This is a genomic window from Streptomyces uncialis (assembly GCF_001905345.1).
GTDB classification, from domain to species: domain Bacteria; phylum Actinomycetota; class Actinomycetes; order Streptomycetales; family Streptomycetaceae; genus Streptomyces; species Streptomyces uncialis.
The window spans coordinates 70,124-85,492 of record NZ_LFBV01000005.1 but is presented as its reverse complement, the minus strand read 5'-3'; the positions used below and the strand labels follow the sequence as shown (position 1 = coordinate 85,492).

Annotated in this window: 13 protein-coding genes; 5 read left to right on the top strand and 8 right to left on the bottom strand. The window is 73.4% G+C overall.

Annotation, left to right across the window (positions count from 1 at the left end):
* Positions 1-23: 23 nt before the first annotated feature.
* Positions 24-1,106: an aminotransferase class V-fold PLP-dependent enzyme gene (locus tag AB852_RS20690; RefSeq protein WP_178391076.1), complete on the top strand. Its 1,083-nt coding sequence runs from the start codon at positions 24-26 to the stop codon at positions 1,104-1,106.
* Between the two features lie 147 nt (positions 1,107-1,253).
* On the opposite strand, the gene AB852_RS20685 is transcribed toward AB852_RS20690, so the two are convergent.
* A complete protein-coding gene (locus AB852_RS20685) occupies positions 1,254-1,790 on the bottom strand; it encodes a MarR family winged helix-turn-helix transcriptional regulator (RefSeq protein WP_073790728.1) in 537 nt (178 codons plus the stop codon).
* 314 nt (positions 1,791-2,104) lie between these two features.
* Between AB852_RS20685 and AB852_RS20680 the strand changes: the two genes are divergently transcribed.
* On the top strand, positions 2,105-3,187 hold the full coding sequence (locus AB852_RS20680) for an alkene reductase (RefSeq protein ID WP_073790713.1): 1,083 nt from the start codon (positions 2,105-2,107) through the stop codon (positions 3,185-3,187).
* Between the two features lie 94 nt (positions 3,188-3,281).
* Here the strand turns inward: AB852_RS20680 and thpD are convergent, their stop codons facing one another.
* The 5 genes from thpD to AB852_RS20655 form a co-directional block, all read right to left on the bottom strand.
* Positions 3,282-4,181 carry an ectoine hydroxylase gene (thpD, locus tag AB852_RS20675; RefSeq protein WP_073790710.1) on the bottom strand — a complete coding sequence of 300 codons (900 nt, stop codon included), beginning with the start codon at positions 4,179-4,181 and terminating at the stop codon, positions 3,282-3,284.
* 3 nt (positions 4,182-4,184) lie between these two features.
* Positions 4,185-4,583 (bottom strand): ectoine synthase, encoded by a 399-nt coding sequence (locus AB852_RS20670; RefSeq protein ID WP_073790707.1) that lies wholly within the window; start codon positions 4,581-4,583, stop codon positions 4,185-4,187.
* A gap of 220 nt (positions 4,584-4,803) precedes the next feature.
* Positions 4,804-6,075, bottom strand: a complete 1,272-nt coding sequence (gene ectB / locus AB852_RS20665) for a diaminobutyrate--2-oxoglutarate transaminase (protein WP_073790704.1) — start codon at positions 6,073-6,075, stop codon at positions 4,804-4,806.
* A gap of 88 nt (positions 6,076-6,163) precedes the next feature.
* Positions 6,164-6,718, bottom strand: coding sequence for a diaminobutyrate acetyltransferase (gene ectA, locus AB852_RS20660; RefSeq protein ID WP_073790701.1), 555 nt, complete (start codon positions 6,716-6,718; stop codon positions 6,164-6,166).
* Between the two features lie 465 nt (positions 6,719-7,183).
* Entirely contained in the window at positions 7,184-8,227 is a 1,044-nt protein-coding gene (locus tag AB852_RS20655) for a pyridoxal-phosphate-dependent aminotransferase family protein (RefSeq protein WP_073791597.1), read from the bottom strand.
* A 126-nt stretch (positions 8,228-8,353) separates the two neighbouring features.
* Between AB852_RS20655 and AB852_RS20650 the strand changes: the two genes are divergently transcribed.
* The gene (locus AB852_RS20650) at positions 8,354-9,445 is read left to right on the top strand and encodes an amidohydrolase family protein (protein WP_073791594.1); all 1,092 of its coding nucleotides are present in this window, start codon (positions 8,354-8,356) and stop codon (positions 9,443-9,445) included.
* A gap of 348 nt (positions 9,446-9,793) precedes the next feature.
* Positions 9,794-10,741, top strand: coding sequence for an SCO1860 family LAETG-anchored protein (locus tag AB852_RS20645; RefSeq protein WP_073790699.1), 948 nt, complete (start codon positions 9,794-9,796; stop codon positions 10,739-10,741).
* A 235-nt stretch (positions 10,742-10,976) separates the two neighbouring features.
* Here AB852_RS20645 and cobC read toward each other — a convergent pair whose 3' ends face one another.
* A complete protein-coding gene (gene cobC, locus AB852_RS20640; RefSeq protein WP_079184810.1) occupies positions 10,977-12,542 on the bottom strand; it encodes an Rv2231c family histidinol phosphate aminotransferase CobC in 1,566 nt (521 codons plus the stop codon).
* A 115-nt stretch (positions 12,543-12,657) separates the two neighbouring features.
* On the opposite strand from cobC, the gene AB852_RS20635 reads away from it, so the two are divergent.
* On the top strand, positions 12,658-13,386 hold the full coding sequence (locus AB852_RS20635) for a ZIP family metal transporter (RefSeq protein ID WP_073790693.1): 729 nt from the start codon (positions 12,658-12,660) through the stop codon (positions 13,384-13,386).
* 443 nt (positions 13,387-13,829) lie between these two features.
* Here the strand turns inward: AB852_RS20635 and AB852_RS20630 are convergent, their stop codons facing one another.
* Entirely contained in the window at positions 13,830-15,362 is a 1,533-nt protein-coding gene (locus AB852_RS20630) for a cobyrinic acid a,c-diamide synthase CobB (protein WP_073791591.1), read from the bottom strand.
* Positions 15,363-15,369 lie beyond the last annotated feature (7 nt).

Sequence of the window (15,369 nt, the reverse complement as noted above, 5' to 3'; positions counted from 1 at the left end):
GGCCGGATACACCGGGAGGCGTCATGGACCGGGGCGCGGCGGGGCGGCACAGTGAGGCCATGGAGACACTTGCCGTTACCGCGATCCGTACCGAGTTCACTCCCGAGGCGACCTATCTGAACACCGCCAGCACCGGGCTGCTCCCCGCCAGATCCGTCACCGCGATGCGGGAGGCGGTGGATGCCACGGCCGCGGGGCGGCCGGCCGATATGTTCGAGGATCTGGAGGCGAGCCGCGCGAGTTTCGCGCGGCTCGTCGGCGTCCCGGCGTCCCGGGTCGCGGCGGGGGCGTCCGTCGCCGTGTACACCGGGCTGGTCGCCGCTTCCCTGGCGCCGGGCACGGAGGTGCTCACCGCCGAAGGGGACTTCAGCTCGCTGGTCACCCCCTTCCGTGTCCGCCAGGACCTGAAGGTGCGCGAGGTGCCGCTGGAGCGGATCGCGGACGCGGTGCGCCCCACGACCGGTCTGGTCGCGGTGAGCGCCGTCCAGTCCGCCGACGGACGGATCGCCGATCTGCCCCGTGTCCGGGAGGCCGCCCTCGCCCACGGCGCCCGTACCTATGTCGACGCGTCGCAGTCCGCCGGGTGGCTGCCGATCGACGCCGACGCGTACGACTACGTGGTGTCCGTCGCGTTCAAGTGGCTGCTGTGCCCGCGCGGTGTCACGTTCCTCGCCGTCCCCGAGGACTTCGGCGGGCTGAGCCCCGTGTTCGCGGGCTGGGTGTCGGGGGAGCGGCCCTGGGACAGCTGCTACGGCCCGGTCCAGGAGCTGGCACGCTCGGCCCGCCGGTTCGACGAGAGCCCGAGCCTCTTCTCGTACGTGGGGGCGCGGCACTCCCTGGCCCTGGTCGAGAGCGTGGGCGTGGACGCGATCCGCGCCCATGACGTGGCCCTGGCCGACCGCTTCCGCGCGGGTCTGGACGCCCTCGGGCACACCCCGGTGCCGTCCCCCGGCTCCGCGATCGTCTCGGTCCCCGGGCTCGGGGCCCGCCAGCGGGAGTTCAGCGACGGCGGGATCGAGGTCTCGGACCGCGCGGGCAATCTGCGCGCGGCGTTCCACGTCCACAACACGGAAGGGGACGTCGACCGGCTCCTGAGCGCCCTGTAGGAACCCGGGGCCACGCGGGACCCGGGAGCGGGACCCGGCAGCGGGACCGGGAACAGGACCGGGAACGGGCCCCGGGACCCGTAAGGCGAGCCGCCCGGACCGCCGTACGCTCCGCCCCCGCCCGTACGCCCGCCCCCGTACGCCCGCTCACGGCCCGCCGTGCTCCTCGCGCGGCGGTGCCCCGGGCGGGTCGTCCCCGCGCTCCCGGGGGGCCTGCCCGCACAGGTTCGCCTCGACCTTCTCCAGCAGCCGGGCCAGCTCCCGGCGCTCCGCGGGGTCGAGACCGCCGAGGGTCCGGGTCTCCAGTTCGCACCAGGCCGCCGCCATCCGGTCGTGCAGCGCGCAGCTCGGCTCGGTCGCCTCCACCAGGACCGCGCGCCGGTCGCAGGGGTCCTGTCCGCGCCGGACATGGCCCGCCTGCTCCAGCCGCTGGAGCATCCTGGTCACCGTCGAGGGGTCCAGGTCCAGCACCTTGATCAGCTCGGACGGGCGCACCGGCCCGGAGCTCCACAGATGCATCATCAGGAACTCCTGGCCCGGGTACAGGTCCAGGTCCCGCAGCAGCTCGCGGGCGGTGACGCGGTGCAGCCGCGCCACCCGGGCCAGGGTGTTGCTGACGGGGCCGCCCCGGGCCGCCGGGGGACAGTCGGGGTCGGACGGGGCGGGGCCGGAGGAAGCGGTCATGGGGAGGCTCCTGGGTGGGCGGGGCGGACCGGGGCAGCGGGGGGTCCGGCTGCCGGGGGGCCGGTGGTGGCGGGGCCGCCGCCGAACCGCGTTACGTGCGTGGGGGGTTGGTCCGCCAGATTACCTTGGCCGGCCAAGGAATGAGCTACAGTGGCGCGCGGTTCTCTTGCTTGGCCGACCAACTATCGCCCCGGCCGGCCATCGCGCCGACCACCTGGAGCGCCGGCCGACCAGTGCGCCGGCCAACCATCGCACCGCCAGACTTTCGCACCGCCCGACCTTCGTACCGATCACCGTGCTGGGGAGCAGTCACCATGACGACAGCGTTCGACCCGATCGACCTCGCCGGGACCCGGCTCGCCAACCGCGTCGCGATGGCGCCGATGACCCGCAGCCGCGCCGGTGCCGCCGGAGTGCCCACCGCGCTGACGGCCGAGTACTACGCCCAGCGGGCGACCGCCGGTCTGATCATCACCGAGGGCGTCCAGCCCAGCGCGGTGGGACAGGGCTATCCGGACACACCGGGTCTGCACAGCCCGGAGCAGACCGCCGCCTGGCGCGCGGTCACCGACGCGGTGCACGCGCGCGGCGGCCGGATCTTCGCCCAGCTGATGCACACGGGCCGGATCGGGCACCCCAGCCTGCTGCCGGACGGGCTGGTGAACGTCGGGGCGTCCCCCGTGGCCGCCCAGGGCGAGGTGTACACCGCCGAGGGCGCCAAGGCCTTCGTCACCCCCCGGGAGCTGACGGACACCGAGGTCCACGCGACCGTCGCGGACTTCGCGTCGGCCGCCCGCAACGCGGTGGACGCCGGGTTCGACGGGGTCGAGCTGCACGGCGCCAACGGCTATCTGATCCACCAGTTCCTCGCGGCAGGGTCCAATGTCCGCACCGACGCGTGGGGCGGTTCGCCCGTGGCCCGCGCCCGGTTCGCCGTCGCGGTGACCGAGGCGGTGGCGGCGGAGATCGGCGCCGCGCGCACCGCGCTGCGTATCTCGCCCGGAAACGGGTTCAACGACATCAGCGAGCCGGACCCGGAGCCCGTGTACACCGAACTGGTGCGGCGGCTGGAGCCGCTCGGGATCGCCTATCTGCATCTCTCCGAGGGCTCCGCGCGGATACGTGAACTGACCCACACCCTGCGCAAGCTCTTCTCGGGCGTACTGATCCTCAATCCGCCCTCGCCCGACGACGCGGACGGCACCGATCACCGGGCGCTCGCCCTCGTCGAGGACGGTACCGCCGACATGGTCGCCTTCGGCACACTGTTCCTCGCGAACCCGGACCTCCCGGCGCGGCTGCGGACCGCCGGTCCGTACAACCCCCCGCACCGCCCCAGCTTCTACGGCGGCGACGCCCGTGGATACACCGACTACCCGACGCTCGACGGAAGCTGACGAAGCGCCGCCCCGCCTCCACGTGCCACGGGAACGCGCGGCGGGGCGGTGACCGGAAGGTTCCGGTCACCGCCCCGCCGTACCACCGTGGTGCTCAGCGCACGGGGGTGAAGTCCCGTGCCCCGATGTACTCCGGCCTGCGGACCGGCGCGGCGAAGGGCTCCTGCGCCGTGTTCTCCACGCTGTTGAAGACGATGAAGACATTGCTGCGCGCGTACGGGGTGATGTTGTCGCCCGAGCCGTGCATGCAGTTGCAGTCGAACCAGGTGGCCGACCCCGCCGCACCCGTGAACAGCCGGATGCCGTGCTCGTCCGCGAACTGTGTGAGCGCCCCGTTCGACGGGATGCCCGCGTCCTGCATCTGGAGCGACCGCTTGTAGTTGTCCTTCGGGGTCGCTCCCGCGCAGCCCAGGAACGTCCGGTGCGAGCCCGGCATGATCATCAGACCGCCGTTGGTGTCGAGGTTGTCGGTCAGCGCGATCGACACGGACACCGTCCGCATGTTCGGCAGTCCGTCCTCGGCGTGCCAGGTCTCGAAGTCCGAGTGCCAGTAGAACCCGGACGCCCCGAACCCCGGCTTCACATTGATCCGGGACTGATGGACGTACACGTCCGAGCCGAGGATCTGCCGGGCGCGGCCCACCACCCGCTCGTCGCGCACCAGCGCGGCGAACACCTCACTGATCCGGTGCACCTCGAAGACCGAGCGGATCTCCTGGGAGGACGACTCCACGATCGACCGGGGGTCGGCGCGGATCGCCGGGTCGCCGACCAGCCGGTCGAGTTCGGCGCGGTAGCCGGTCACCTCGTCGGGCGTGATCAGCTGGTCCACGGTCAGGAAGCCGTCCCGCTCGAACGAGGCCAGGTCCTCGCGCGCGACGGGGCCCGGGGCGTCCGGGGAGTTCCAGACGACCGGGTCCTTGCGCGGCACGGACACCTCGGTGGCGCCCCGGCTCGGATACAGGTCCGCGCGGATGTCGGTCGTGGTGGCCATCGTTCATACCTCCTCGGTCAGAAGCGGATATACGCCGTTCTCATCGTGGTCCTCACGGCCCGTGACGGGCGGGTTGAACACGCACACGCACCGGAAGTCGGTCTTCGGCCGCAGGGTGTGCCGCTCGTGCCCGTCCAGCAGATACATCGTCCCCGGGCTGATCCAGTGCTTCTCGCCGGTCTCGTCGTCGGTCAGCTCGGCCTCGCCCTCGACGCACAGCACGGCCTCGATGTGGTTGGCGTACCACATGGAGGTCTCCGTACCCGCGTACAGCACGGTCTCGTGCAGCGAGAAGCCGACCCGCTCCTTGGCGAGGACGATGCGTTTGCTCTCCCAGGTGCCCGAGCGTGACTTCACATGACGGTCGGTTCCCTCGATGTCCTTCAACGATCGGACGATCACGGTGACGTGCTGCCTTTCTCTGGCGGACGGACGGCGCCGGACGGATGACGCCGGACGGACGGGTGTCCCCGGCGGACGGACGCTGCCCGGGACCGGCCGGGACGGCGCCGGGACATGGATCAGGTAGGGGGGTCGGGTATCGGGACCGGGACCGGCGTGGGGCCTGGTCCGGTTCAGGGCCGGGTTCGGGGCCGGATCAGGGTCCGGGTCCGGGTCCGGGTCAGGCGGTCTCGCGGACCGCGCGGGTGAGGGTGCGCAGGCCCTCCTCCAGCTCGTCGGGGGAGACGGTCAGCGCGGGAAGCAGCTTGACGACCTCGCCCTCGGGGCCCGAGGTCTCGATCAGCAGCCCCAGCTCGAAGGCGCGCCGCGCCACCCGGGAGGCCCGCCCCTTGTCGTGGAACTCCACACCCCACACCAGTCCGCGGCCCCGGAACTCCTTGATCTCCTCGCGGTGCTCCTCGGCCAGCGCGCCCAGCGCCTCCTGGACCTGCTGCCCGCGCGACAGGGTCTGCTTCTCCATCGCGGGCCCGTCCGACCAGTACGCCTCCAGGGCCGCCGCGGCCGTCACGAACGCCGGGTTGTTGCCGCGGAAGGTGCCGTTGTGCTCGCCGGGCTCCCAGATGTCCAGCTCCGGCTTGAACAGGCACAGCGACATCGGCAGCCCGTAGCCGCTGATCGACTTGGAGACCGTCACGATGTCCGGCACGATGCCCGCCTCCTCGAAGGAGAAGAACGCGCCGGTGCGCCCGCAGCCCATCTGGATGTCGTCCACGATCAGCAGCATGTCCCGCCGCGCGCACAGATCCGCCAGCGCCCGCAGCCACTCGGCGCGCGCCACATTGATGCCGCCCTCGCCCTGCACGGTCTCCACGATCACCGCGGCCGGCTGGTTGAGCCCGGAGCCCTGGTCCCCGAGCAGCCGCTCGAACCAGAGGAAGTCCTGCACCTGGCCGTCCAGGTAGTGGTCGAACGGCATCGGGGTGCCGTGCACCAGCGGGATGCCCGCGCCCGCCCGCTTGAAGGCGTTGCCCGTGACCGCCAGCGAGCCCAGCGACATCCCGTGGAACGCGTTGGTGAACGACACGATCGACTCGCGGCCCTTCACCTTGCGGGCCAGCTTCAGCGCGGACTCCACGGCGTTGGTGCCGGTCGGACCCGGGAACATCACCTTGTAGGGCAGGTCACGGGGACGCAGCACCAGGTTCTGGAACGACTCCAGGAACGCCCGCTTCGCCGTCGTCGACATATCGAGACCGTGGGTGACCCCGTCGCGCTCCAGGTAGTCGATCAGGGCGCGTTTGAGTACGGGGTTGTTGTGGCCGTAGTTGAGCGACCCGGCCCCCGCGAAGAAGTCGAGGTACTCATGGCCGTCCTCGTCGTACATACGGCTGCCCTGGGCACGGTCGAAGACGGTGGGCCAGCTGCGGCAGTAGCTGCGCACCTCCGACTCCAGGGTCTCGAAGACGCTCAGGTCGGGCTGGGTGATGGTCACGGCAGGTCTCCTGGCTGTTCGGGGTGACAGGTGGTGGGGCGGGTCGGCGTGAGCGGGACGGGCGCCGGTGGTACGGGTCCGGCGCCGGTCAGCCGGCGAACGGGCCGATGCGGTAGAGGATCTCGGGGTCGTGCCCGCCGTCGGGGAACACCCCGGCGCCGAAGAGCACCTCCCGGTCGACGGCCAGCCCGTGCCGTTCGGCGTACGAGAGGAACAGCCGCTCGGAGGCCGTGTTGCCGGGCGTGATGGTGGTCTCCAGCGAGTTCAGCGCGACGGGCGCGGACGCCCGGTCGGCGGTGACCCGCTCGGTGAGCCCGTCCAGCAGCGCCGCGGCGAGTCCCCGGCCCCGGTGCGCCGTGTCGACGGCGACCTGCCAGACGACGAGCGTGCCCGGACGGGTGGGCCGGATGTATCCGGTGATGAAGCCGACCGGCTGCCCGTCCGCGTCACGTGCCACCACGGAGGTGCCCGCGAAGTCGCGGCACCACAGGAGATAGCTGTAGGAGGAGTTCAGATCGAGGGTCCGGGAGTCCCGTGCGATGCGCCAGAGCGCACCGCCGTCGGCCACCGTCGGACGGTCTATCCGTAGTCCGTCGGGCATTTCTCGGAATTGCGTTCGCAGGTCTGCTTGTGCAGCGGTCATGCGGATTTAATTTACCGAGCAATTCCTTGGATTGCATGGCCCGGTGGGGTTACTTCCAGGGCGTCGTTATGTTATCACGCGGGCGCATGCGGACGCGCGAGAAGGCAGCAAAAAGCCCGTTTCGTACTGGATTTATGGTACGAAACGGGCTTGATGTGGAATGGATCACAGGATCGTCGACCTGGCGGAACCTGCCGCAATTGCGCCGCCGTGCGTTCACGAAACCTTAGCGTTTAGGGTTTGGATAAGCGGGCAGGAGAATATGGGCGCCTGAGCGAAAACTAATTTCGAATATTAATGCCCGTACAGGCAACCCCGGCCCCGTGAATTACGTCCACGATTCCAGGAGGCCCGTACGGACCCGCTCGGCGCCCCCGCCGGACAGACCTGCCGGGCGGACGTGGTGGCCCTCCGGCGCTCGCCCGGCGGATGCCCGTCGGCCGCCGCCCCGGCCCGCCCAGGGGCTCAGCCCGACAGCGCCCCGGCCAGCGCCGCCAGCGAGCGCTCGACCACTTCGTCCGTCGCGTCCGGGCCGTAGTGGTTGACCCGCACCATCTCCCGCGCCAGCGCCCCGCCCCCGGCCACCAGTGGCAGCCCCGGGTCGAGCGCGAGCGCCCGCGCCACCACCGCGGACGCGTCCGCGTCCGCCGGGACCCGCAGCGTCGTCGCCACCGGAGCCGCGTCCCGCGCCTCGGTGACATACGGCTCCAGCCCGATGCCGAGGGCCGTCGCCCCCGCCCGGGTGGCCCGTGCCGCCGCCGCGTGGCGCGCCATCACGATGTCCGGCCCGACCGACTCGATCCGCTCGACGCACGCCTCCAGCGCCAGCATCTCCAACTGCGCGGGCGCGTGCAGCAGCGCCCGGCGCCCCGCGTCGATCCACCGCTCCTTCCAGTCCAGCAGCGACAGATACGAACGCCGCGGCGCCTGCGGGTTCGCGGCCATCCGCGCCCACGCCCGCTCGCTCACCGACACCGCCGACACCCCGGCCGGACCGCCCATCGCCTTCTGCGCGCCGATCACGCACAGGTCCACGCCCCACGCGTCCGGCAGCAGTGGTTCCGCGGCCACGGAGGCCACCGCGTCCAGCATGAACAGCGCGCCGTGCCGCCGGACGACCTCACCGATCGCGGCGACCGGGTTGGTGTTGCCGGTGGCGGCCTCGGCGTGCACGAGCGACACGAAGTCGATCTCCGGACGGTCCGCCAGCGCCCGCTCGACCTCCTCGGGCGTCACCGCCGCGTGGTACGGCACCGCGAGGTCGATCACCTTCGCGCCGCAGTCCCGCAGCCAGTCCCCGAAGGTCTGCCCGTACGGGCCGGTGATGACGTTCAGCGCGGTCGTGCCCGGACCGGCCGCCCCCCGGATACAGCCCTCCAGCGGGAGCAGGGCCTCGCCCTGGGTGATCACGACGTCCTGCTCGGTGGCCAGCAGACCCGCCACCCGCCGCTCGATCGCGGCGAAACGGTCGGCGGTCAGGGGCGCCAGGTCGAGTAGGGGATGGCTCACGGCGCTGCTCTCCTCGGTACGGGAAGCCGTGGACGGCTCACGGAACGACATGAGCGTAACCGCAGGTCGCCGGGGGCGGGACAGGAGCCTGCCGGGCCCGCGCGGGCGAGGGGTAGGTTGCGGGACATGAGCGATCGCACGGTGCTGCACGTGAGCGGACGGGTGCTGGTGGGACCCGACGACGTACGGGACGAACTGTGGGTGGTCGGGGGGCGGATCACCTACGAGCGGCCGGCCGGCGTCCGGGACACCGTCACCGTACGGGGGTGGGCGCTGCCCGGTCTGGTGGACGCGCACTGCCATGTGGGACTGGACGCCCACGGGCCCGTCCCCGCCGCGACCGCTGAGAAGCAGGCCCTCACCGACCGCGAGGCCGGGGCCCTGCTGATCCGCGACGCGGGCTCCCCCTCCGACACCCGCTGGATCGACGACCGCGAGGACCTGCCGAGGATCATCCGCGCGGGCCGCCATATCGCCCGCACCCGCCGCTACATCCGCAACTACGCCCATGAGATCGAGCCCGCGGACCTCGTCGCGTACGTCGCCCAGGAGGCCCGCCGCGGCGACGGCTGGGTCAAACTCGTCGGCGACTGGATCGACCGCGACGCGGGTGACCTCACGGCCTGCTGGCCCCGGGACGCCGTCCGGGCCGCGATCGCCGAGGCCCACCGGCTGGGCGCCCGGGTCACCGCGCACTGCTTCGCCGAGGACGCGCTGCGCGATCTGGTGGAGGCCGGTATCGACTGCGTCGAGCACGCCACCGGACTCACCGAGGACACCGTCCCGCTGTTCGCGGAACGCGGCGTCGCCATCGTCCCCACCCTGGTCAACATCGCCACGTTCCCCCGGCTCGCCGACGGCGGCGAGAGCAAGTTCCCCCGCTGGTCCGCGCATATGCGACGGCTCCACGCCCGGCGGTACGACACCGTGCGCGCCGCCTACGACGCGGGGGTGCCCGTCTTCGTCGGGACGGACGCGGGCGGCTCGCTCCCCCATGGACTGGTCGCGGACGAGGTCGCCGAACTCGTCACCGCGGGCATCCCGCCCGTCGAGGCCCTGTCCGCCACCACCTGGGGCGCCCGGCGGTGGCTCGGCCGCCCCGGCCTCACCGAGGGCGCCCCGGCGGATCTGGTCGTGTACGAGACGGACCCCCGGGCGGATGTCCGGGTCCTCGCGGCTCCGCGACGGGTGGTGCTCCGCGGCCGGATCGTCGGCTGAGCCGATCATCGCCCCCGGGCGCGCACGCTGTTGACGAAGCGTCACCCCGGCGGTCCGGGGCCGGTCCGGGCTGCCCGAAACCGCACCGGCACCGGCCTGACCCACCCTCCCCGGGTCCGTCTCCCGCACCCCACGGGTGACCGGAGGGAACATCCGTACCCGCATATTCAAACAAAAGCGCGAAAACCCCCCTTTGGGGTGAACTCACGCCAGGTGGCTGTCCGTTCACTCTCGGTGCGCGAGTATTCCGGCAACGGCACGGTCACCGCCCACGACGGTCCCCCGTCGCGGTGCCGAGGTGACCCCGCCGCGCACTTTCCTGATGTCTCTTGTGGGGGTCCCACCACCTTGAACAGCAACGCCATCCGCCTGCCCGCACGCCGTCTCGCCCAGGCCGCCGCCGCCACCGTGCTGGCCGCCGCGCCCACGGTCCTGGCCGGAGCGGGTACCGCGCACGCCACCGGCGACGAGGGCAAGGCGAGCGCCGTCGTGCTCCGCACCGGACTCGACGTCTCCCTGCTCGACAAGACCGTGCACGCACCGCTCGCGGTCTCCCTGAACGACGTCCAGGCGCCCGCCAGCGCCGACCGGACCGCCCTGACCGCGCGGCTCGACGGCGTCGGGGGCGGCAAGCCGTTCAGCCTGCTGCGCGCGGACGTGGCCCAGGCCAAGGCCACCGTCGACAAGCAGCGGGCCGAGGGGTTCACCAACCTCGTCCGCGCCCAGGTCCACCTCCCCGGACTGCCGCTGCTGTCCCTCATCGAGGTGCAGCAGGTCACCGCGAAGGCCGTGTGCGCGGTGGGGCAGCGCCCCGTCGCCGAGTCCGAGGTGCTCGGGCCTGTGACCGTGCTCGGCCAGAAGGTCACCCTGTCCGCCGGGGGCACCACCGAGGTGAAGGTCCCCGGGATCGGCGAGGTCCGGCTGGACCTCTCCCAGAAGTCCACGACCACCCGCACCGCCGCGGCGACCGCGCTGGAGCTCGACGTCTCCGTGAACCCGCTCAAGCTGAACGTGGCCGACGTGAAGGGCACGGTCACCCTCGTCGGCGCCACGTGCGAGACACCCGCGAAGGCCGCCGTCGTCCCGTCCGCACCCGCGGAGCCGTCCGCCGAACCGTCGGCGCCCCCCGCCGAGGAGAAGCCCGAGGCGCCTGGCGTCAAGCCCCAGTCCGGCGGCGAGAACCTCGCGGAGACCGGCGGCAGCTCCATGACCCCGTACCTCGCGGGCGGCGCGGTGGCCCTCCTCGCGGCAGGCGCCGCCGCCTTCCACTTCACCCGCAAGCCCCGCAACACCTGACACCACCCCAGGCCCCGCACCAGGCAGCGCCCCCAAAGGGGCGCGGGGAACTGCGCAAAAACGAGAGCGGCCCGCACCCGAGGGACGACCGCACCAGGCAGCGCCCCCAAAGGGGCGCGGGGAACTGCGCAAAGACGAGGGCGGCCCCGCACCCGAGGGACGACCGCACCGGGCAGCGCCCCGAAAGGGGCGCGGGGAACTGCGCAAAAGCGAGGGCGGCCCCGCACCCGAGGGACTACCGCAAGGGGGCAGCATCCAGCGGCGAGGGCGAGGGCGAGGGCGAGGACATGGGCATAGGCGCAGGCGACGGCGACGGCAACGCCGAGCCCAGCGCCTCCAGGAACCGTCCCACGGTCCCCGCGTCCCGCACCGCGACCCGAAGCCACCCTGCCCCCAGCCCGGGAAACGTGTCCCCCCGCCGCACGGCGAACCCGAGCCCCCGCAACCGCTCCCGGACCCCGATCCCATCGGGGACCCGGACCAGCACGAACGGCCCTTCGGGCACCCCGGCCACCGTCACCGCCGCGCCGAACCCGGCGAGGCCCGAGAGCAACCGCTCCCGGTCCTCGCCGACCCGCACCGCGACCCGTCCGGCCTCCGCCACCGCCTCCGGCGACACACACGCCTCCATCGCGACCAGCCCGGGCGAGGACACGGGCCACAACGGCTGGGCCCGTTCCAGCAGCCGTACCGTCCCGGGGTCGGCGACCACATAGCCGACCCGCAGCCCGGCGAGCCCCCAGGTCTTCGTCAGGCTCCGCAGCACGATCAGCCCCGGGACGCGGTGCCCGGCGAGCGATTCCCGTTCGCCGGGCACCGCGTCCATGAACGCCTCGTCCACCACCAGCGTCCGGCCGGGCCGGGCCAGCCCCGCCACGACCGCGGCCGGGTGCAGCACGGACGTGGGGTTCGTCGGATTGCCGATGACGACGAGATCCGCGTCGTCGGGCACCGCCCCGGGCGTCAGCCGGAACCCGTCCTCCGGGCGCAGCAGCACCCGTTCCACCCGGTGCCCCGCGTCCCGCAGGGCCGCCTCCGGCTCGGTGAACTGCGGATGCACCACGACCGCCCGCTCCGGTGACAGCGCCCGCGCGATCAGGACGAACGCCTCGGCCGCCCCGGCGGTCAGCAGCACCTCCTCCGCCGTCACGGCGTGCCGCGCGGCCACCGCCGCCCGGGCCGCCCGGCCGTCGGGGTAGGCGGCCAGTCCCGTCAGCGACGCGGCGATCCGCTCGCGCAGCCAGTCCGGCGGTGTCCGCTCCCGGACGTTCACCGCGAGATCCGTCAGTTCCCGGCCGTCGTCGCGCACCTCGGCGTCCCCGTGGTGCCGCAGGTCGTACTCGGGTGCCTCGGCGGACAGCCCCGCCGCCTGCGGGAGTCCCGCCCCGAGGGCCAGCGCGCAGGTCGCCCGGGAGGGGCCCCCGTCCCGCCCGGCCGAGCGGCGTTTGGGGACCAGCAGCCGCCCGCCCCCGATCAGCGCCGCGGCCTCCGCCACGGACGGCGTGCCGACCGCCGCGCGTGTCCGGTCCGACGGCTCCGGGACCGGGACACCGGCCAGCCGGTCGGCCGGGTACGTCAGCAGCGGGACCCCGAGCCGCGCGGCGGCGCCGACCACCCCGGGTTCACCGGCCTTCGCCGCCACCGTCGCGAGCGCGGACAGCGCGGAGCCGTCGGCCCCGGCCTCCCGCAGCACCGCGTGGACCAGCTCCAGCACCTCGTCCTCGGACACCCCGCGCGAGGCCCCGACCCCGGCCACCACCGGGCCGGGGGACGGCGACGGCGCGGGCACTGAAGACGTCATGGACGGTTCCTCTCGGCGGCGGGGGAGCACCCGGGTACGGGGCGAACAGGTATCGGTCGGGTGATCAGTGGATCTTGTACGTGCGCACGGGCGGCCGATCGGCTAGCAAGGGACCATGGCCGTGCTGGTGGCGCTGGGTTCGTTCGTGATGACGCTGGTCGGCGGCTGGGCCGCGCTGCGGGTCGTCGACCGTCGGCATCTCGTGCTCGGCTTCGCGGGCGGTCTGATGCTCGGCGTCGTCGGCTTCGACCTGCTGCCCGAGGCGATGGAGGGCGCCGGTCAGCGGCTGCACGGGGTGCCGGTCGCGCTGCTGCTGTTCGTCGGCGGTTTCCTCGTCGCCCATGTCGTCGAACGGCTTCTCGCGCTCCGCCAGTCGGAGCACGGCGCGCACGAGCCCGGCCATGTCCCGCAGGCCGGACTCGGCGCCGGTGCCGCGATGGTGGGGCACAGCTTCGCCGACGGGGTCGCCATCGGCGCGTCGTTCCAGGTCGACGCCGCGATGGGGACGGCTGTCGCGATCGCGGTGATCGCCCATGACTTCGCGGACGGCTTCAACACGTACACGGTCACCAGCGCGTACGGCAACGACCGGCGCAAGGCGCTCGCGATGCTGTTCGCGGACGCGCTCGCGCCCGTCGCCGGGGCCGCGTCGACCCTGCTGGTGACGATCCCGGAGGACGTCCTCGCCTGCTACCTCGGCTTCTTCGGCGGCGTCCTGCTGTACATCGCGGCGGCCGAGATCCTCCCGGAGGCCAGCCACCGCCACCCCGCGCGCTCGACACTGCTGTGCACGGTGGCCGGGGCGGCCCTGATGTGGCTGGTCATCGGCACAGCGGTCCACTGACCCACCCACCCCCCAACCCCGGCACAGCAACGCCCAACGCGAGCCGGGGCGTACCTCAGGGGCGCGGGGAACTGCGCACCCCGGACCACGCCACAGCAACGCCCAACGCGAGCCCGGGCGTACCTCAGGGGCGCGGGGAACTGCGCACCCCGGACCCCGACGCAGCAGCGTCGAACGCGAGCCAGGGCGTACCTCAGGGGCGCGAGGAACTGCGCACCCCGGACCACGGCACAGCAACGTCGAACGCGAACCCGGGCGTACCTCAGGGGCGCGAGGAACCGCGCACCCCGAAGTACGGCACAGCAACGCCGAACGCGAACCCGGGCGTACCTCAGGGGCGCGGGGAACTGCGCACCCCGGACCACGCCACAGCAACGTCGAACGCGAACCCGGGCGTACCCCAGAGCCGCGGCCCCCCGCACCCCCGCACCCGACCGGAAAGGTCACCCGCCCCCACGCCCCGCCGCCCCCGCGGCCCCCGCCGAGGCCACGACGAACCGCTCCGCGACCCCCGCGGCCCCAGCCCAATGCGTATGCAGATAACTCGCGTGCACACCGCCCCGCACGAACCCCTCCACCCGGCGCTCCGCCCCCCGGAACCCCCACGCGGGGGACGACCCGGCACCAGGCTCCAGCACCGTCCGGTGGAACTCATGGCCCCGCATCCGGGTCCCGGTCACCGCCAGCGGACTGTCCGACACGGCCACCGCGTCCCGGTACCCCAGCGTGAGCCGTCCCGACATCCGGGCGTCCCCGGGCACCACCCCGCACATCGGCCGCCCGTCCAGCGACCGCGCCAGGTACAGCAGTCCCGCGCACTCCGCCGCGACGGGCGCGCCCGACGCCGCGAGCCCGGCGACGGCCGCCCGCAGCGACTCGTTCGCGGCCAGCTCACCCACGTACACCTCGGGGAACCCGCCGCCGATCACCAGTCCCGCCGTGCCCTCGGGCAGCCGCTCGTCCCGCAGCGGATCGAGGACGACGACCTCCGCCCCCGCGGCGGTCAGCAGCTCGGGGTGCTCCGCGTACAGGAACGAGAAGGCCGGCCCACCCGCGACAGCGATCACCGGCCGACGCCCCGCACCCCCCGCCCGGACCGAAGGCGACCCAGGGACCGATGACCCAGCGACCGAAGGCGCCCCAGGGACGGACGACCCCGCGGCCGAAGGCGACCCCGAGACCGAAGGCGACCCCGCGGCCGAAGGCGACCCCGCGGCCGAAGGCGACCCCGCGGCCAGCGCCAGCGCCTCCGCCGGGTCCCAAGGCTCCTCGTGCAGCGGCCCCGCCGTCCTCGCCAGCGCCAGCAACGCGTCCAGGTCACAGCCCCGCCGGACCGCCGCGGCCATCCCCGCGACGGCGTCCGCCGCGTCCCCGTGCCGTTCCGCGACCGGGACCAGACCCAGGTGCCGGGACGGCGTGGCGACCCCCTCGGCGCGCCGCAGCGCGCCGAGGACCGGCATCCCCGCCTCCTCCAGCGCGTCCCGCAACAACGCCTCGTGCCGGTCGGAGCCCACCTTGTTGAGGATCACCCCGCCGATCCGCACCTGGGGGTCGAACGACGCGAAGCCGTGCACCAGCGCGGCCACCGACCGCGACTGCGACGACGCGTCCACGACCAGCACCACCGGGGCCCGCAGCAGCTTCGCGACCTGCGCGGTCGACGCCAGCTCGCCCTGCCCGGAGGCGCCGTCGTAGAGGCCCATCACCCCTTCGACGACGGCCAGTTCACAGCCGCGCGCCCCATGCGCGAACAGCGGCCCGACCAGCTCGGGGCCGCACATGTACGCGTCGAGGTTGCGGCCGGGACGGCCGGTGGCCAGCGCGTGGTAGCCCGGGTCGATGTAGTCGGGGCCCACCTTGTGCGGGGACACCCGCAGCCCGCGCTGCGCGAACGCCGCCATCAGCCCGGTGGTCACCGTGGTCTTGCCGGTGCCCGACGCGGGCGCGGCGACGACCAGTCTCGGTATGTCGATCAGCACGCCG

Bases quoted from the DNA above. Each gene is read 5' to 3' on its own strand.
- AB852_RS20635 (WP_073790693.1), top strand. From the start codon at position 12,658: ATGGCCGTGCTGGTGGCGCTGGGTTCGTTCGTGATGACGCTGGTCGGC.
- AB852_RS20685 (WP_073790728.1), bottom strand. From the start codon at position 1,790: ATGACCGCTTCCTCCGGCCCCGCCCCGTCCGACCCCGACTGTCCCCCG.
- AB852_RS20680 (WP_073790713.1), top strand. From the start codon at position 2,105: ATGACGACAGCGTTCGACCCGATCGACCTCGCCGGGACCCGGCTCGCC.
- AB852_RS20690 (WP_178391076.1), top strand. From the start codon at position 24: ATGGACCGGGGCGCGGCGGGGCGGCACAGTGAGGCCATGGAGACACTT.
- ectA (WP_073790701.1), bottom strand. From the start codon at position 6,718: ATGACCGCTGCACAAGCAGACCTGCGAACGCAATTCCGAGAAATGCCC.
- AB852_RS20650 (WP_073791594.1), top strand. From the start codon at position 8,354: ATGAGCGATCGCACGGTGCTGCACGTGAGCGGACGGGTGCTGGTGGGA.
- thpD (WP_073790710.1), bottom strand. From the start codon at position 4,181: ATGGCCACCACGACCGACATCCGCGCGGACCTGTATCCGAGCCGGGGC.
- cobC (WP_079184810.1), bottom strand. From the start codon at position 12,542: ATGACGTCTTCAGTGCCCGCGCCGTCGCCGTCCCCCGGCCCGGTGGTG.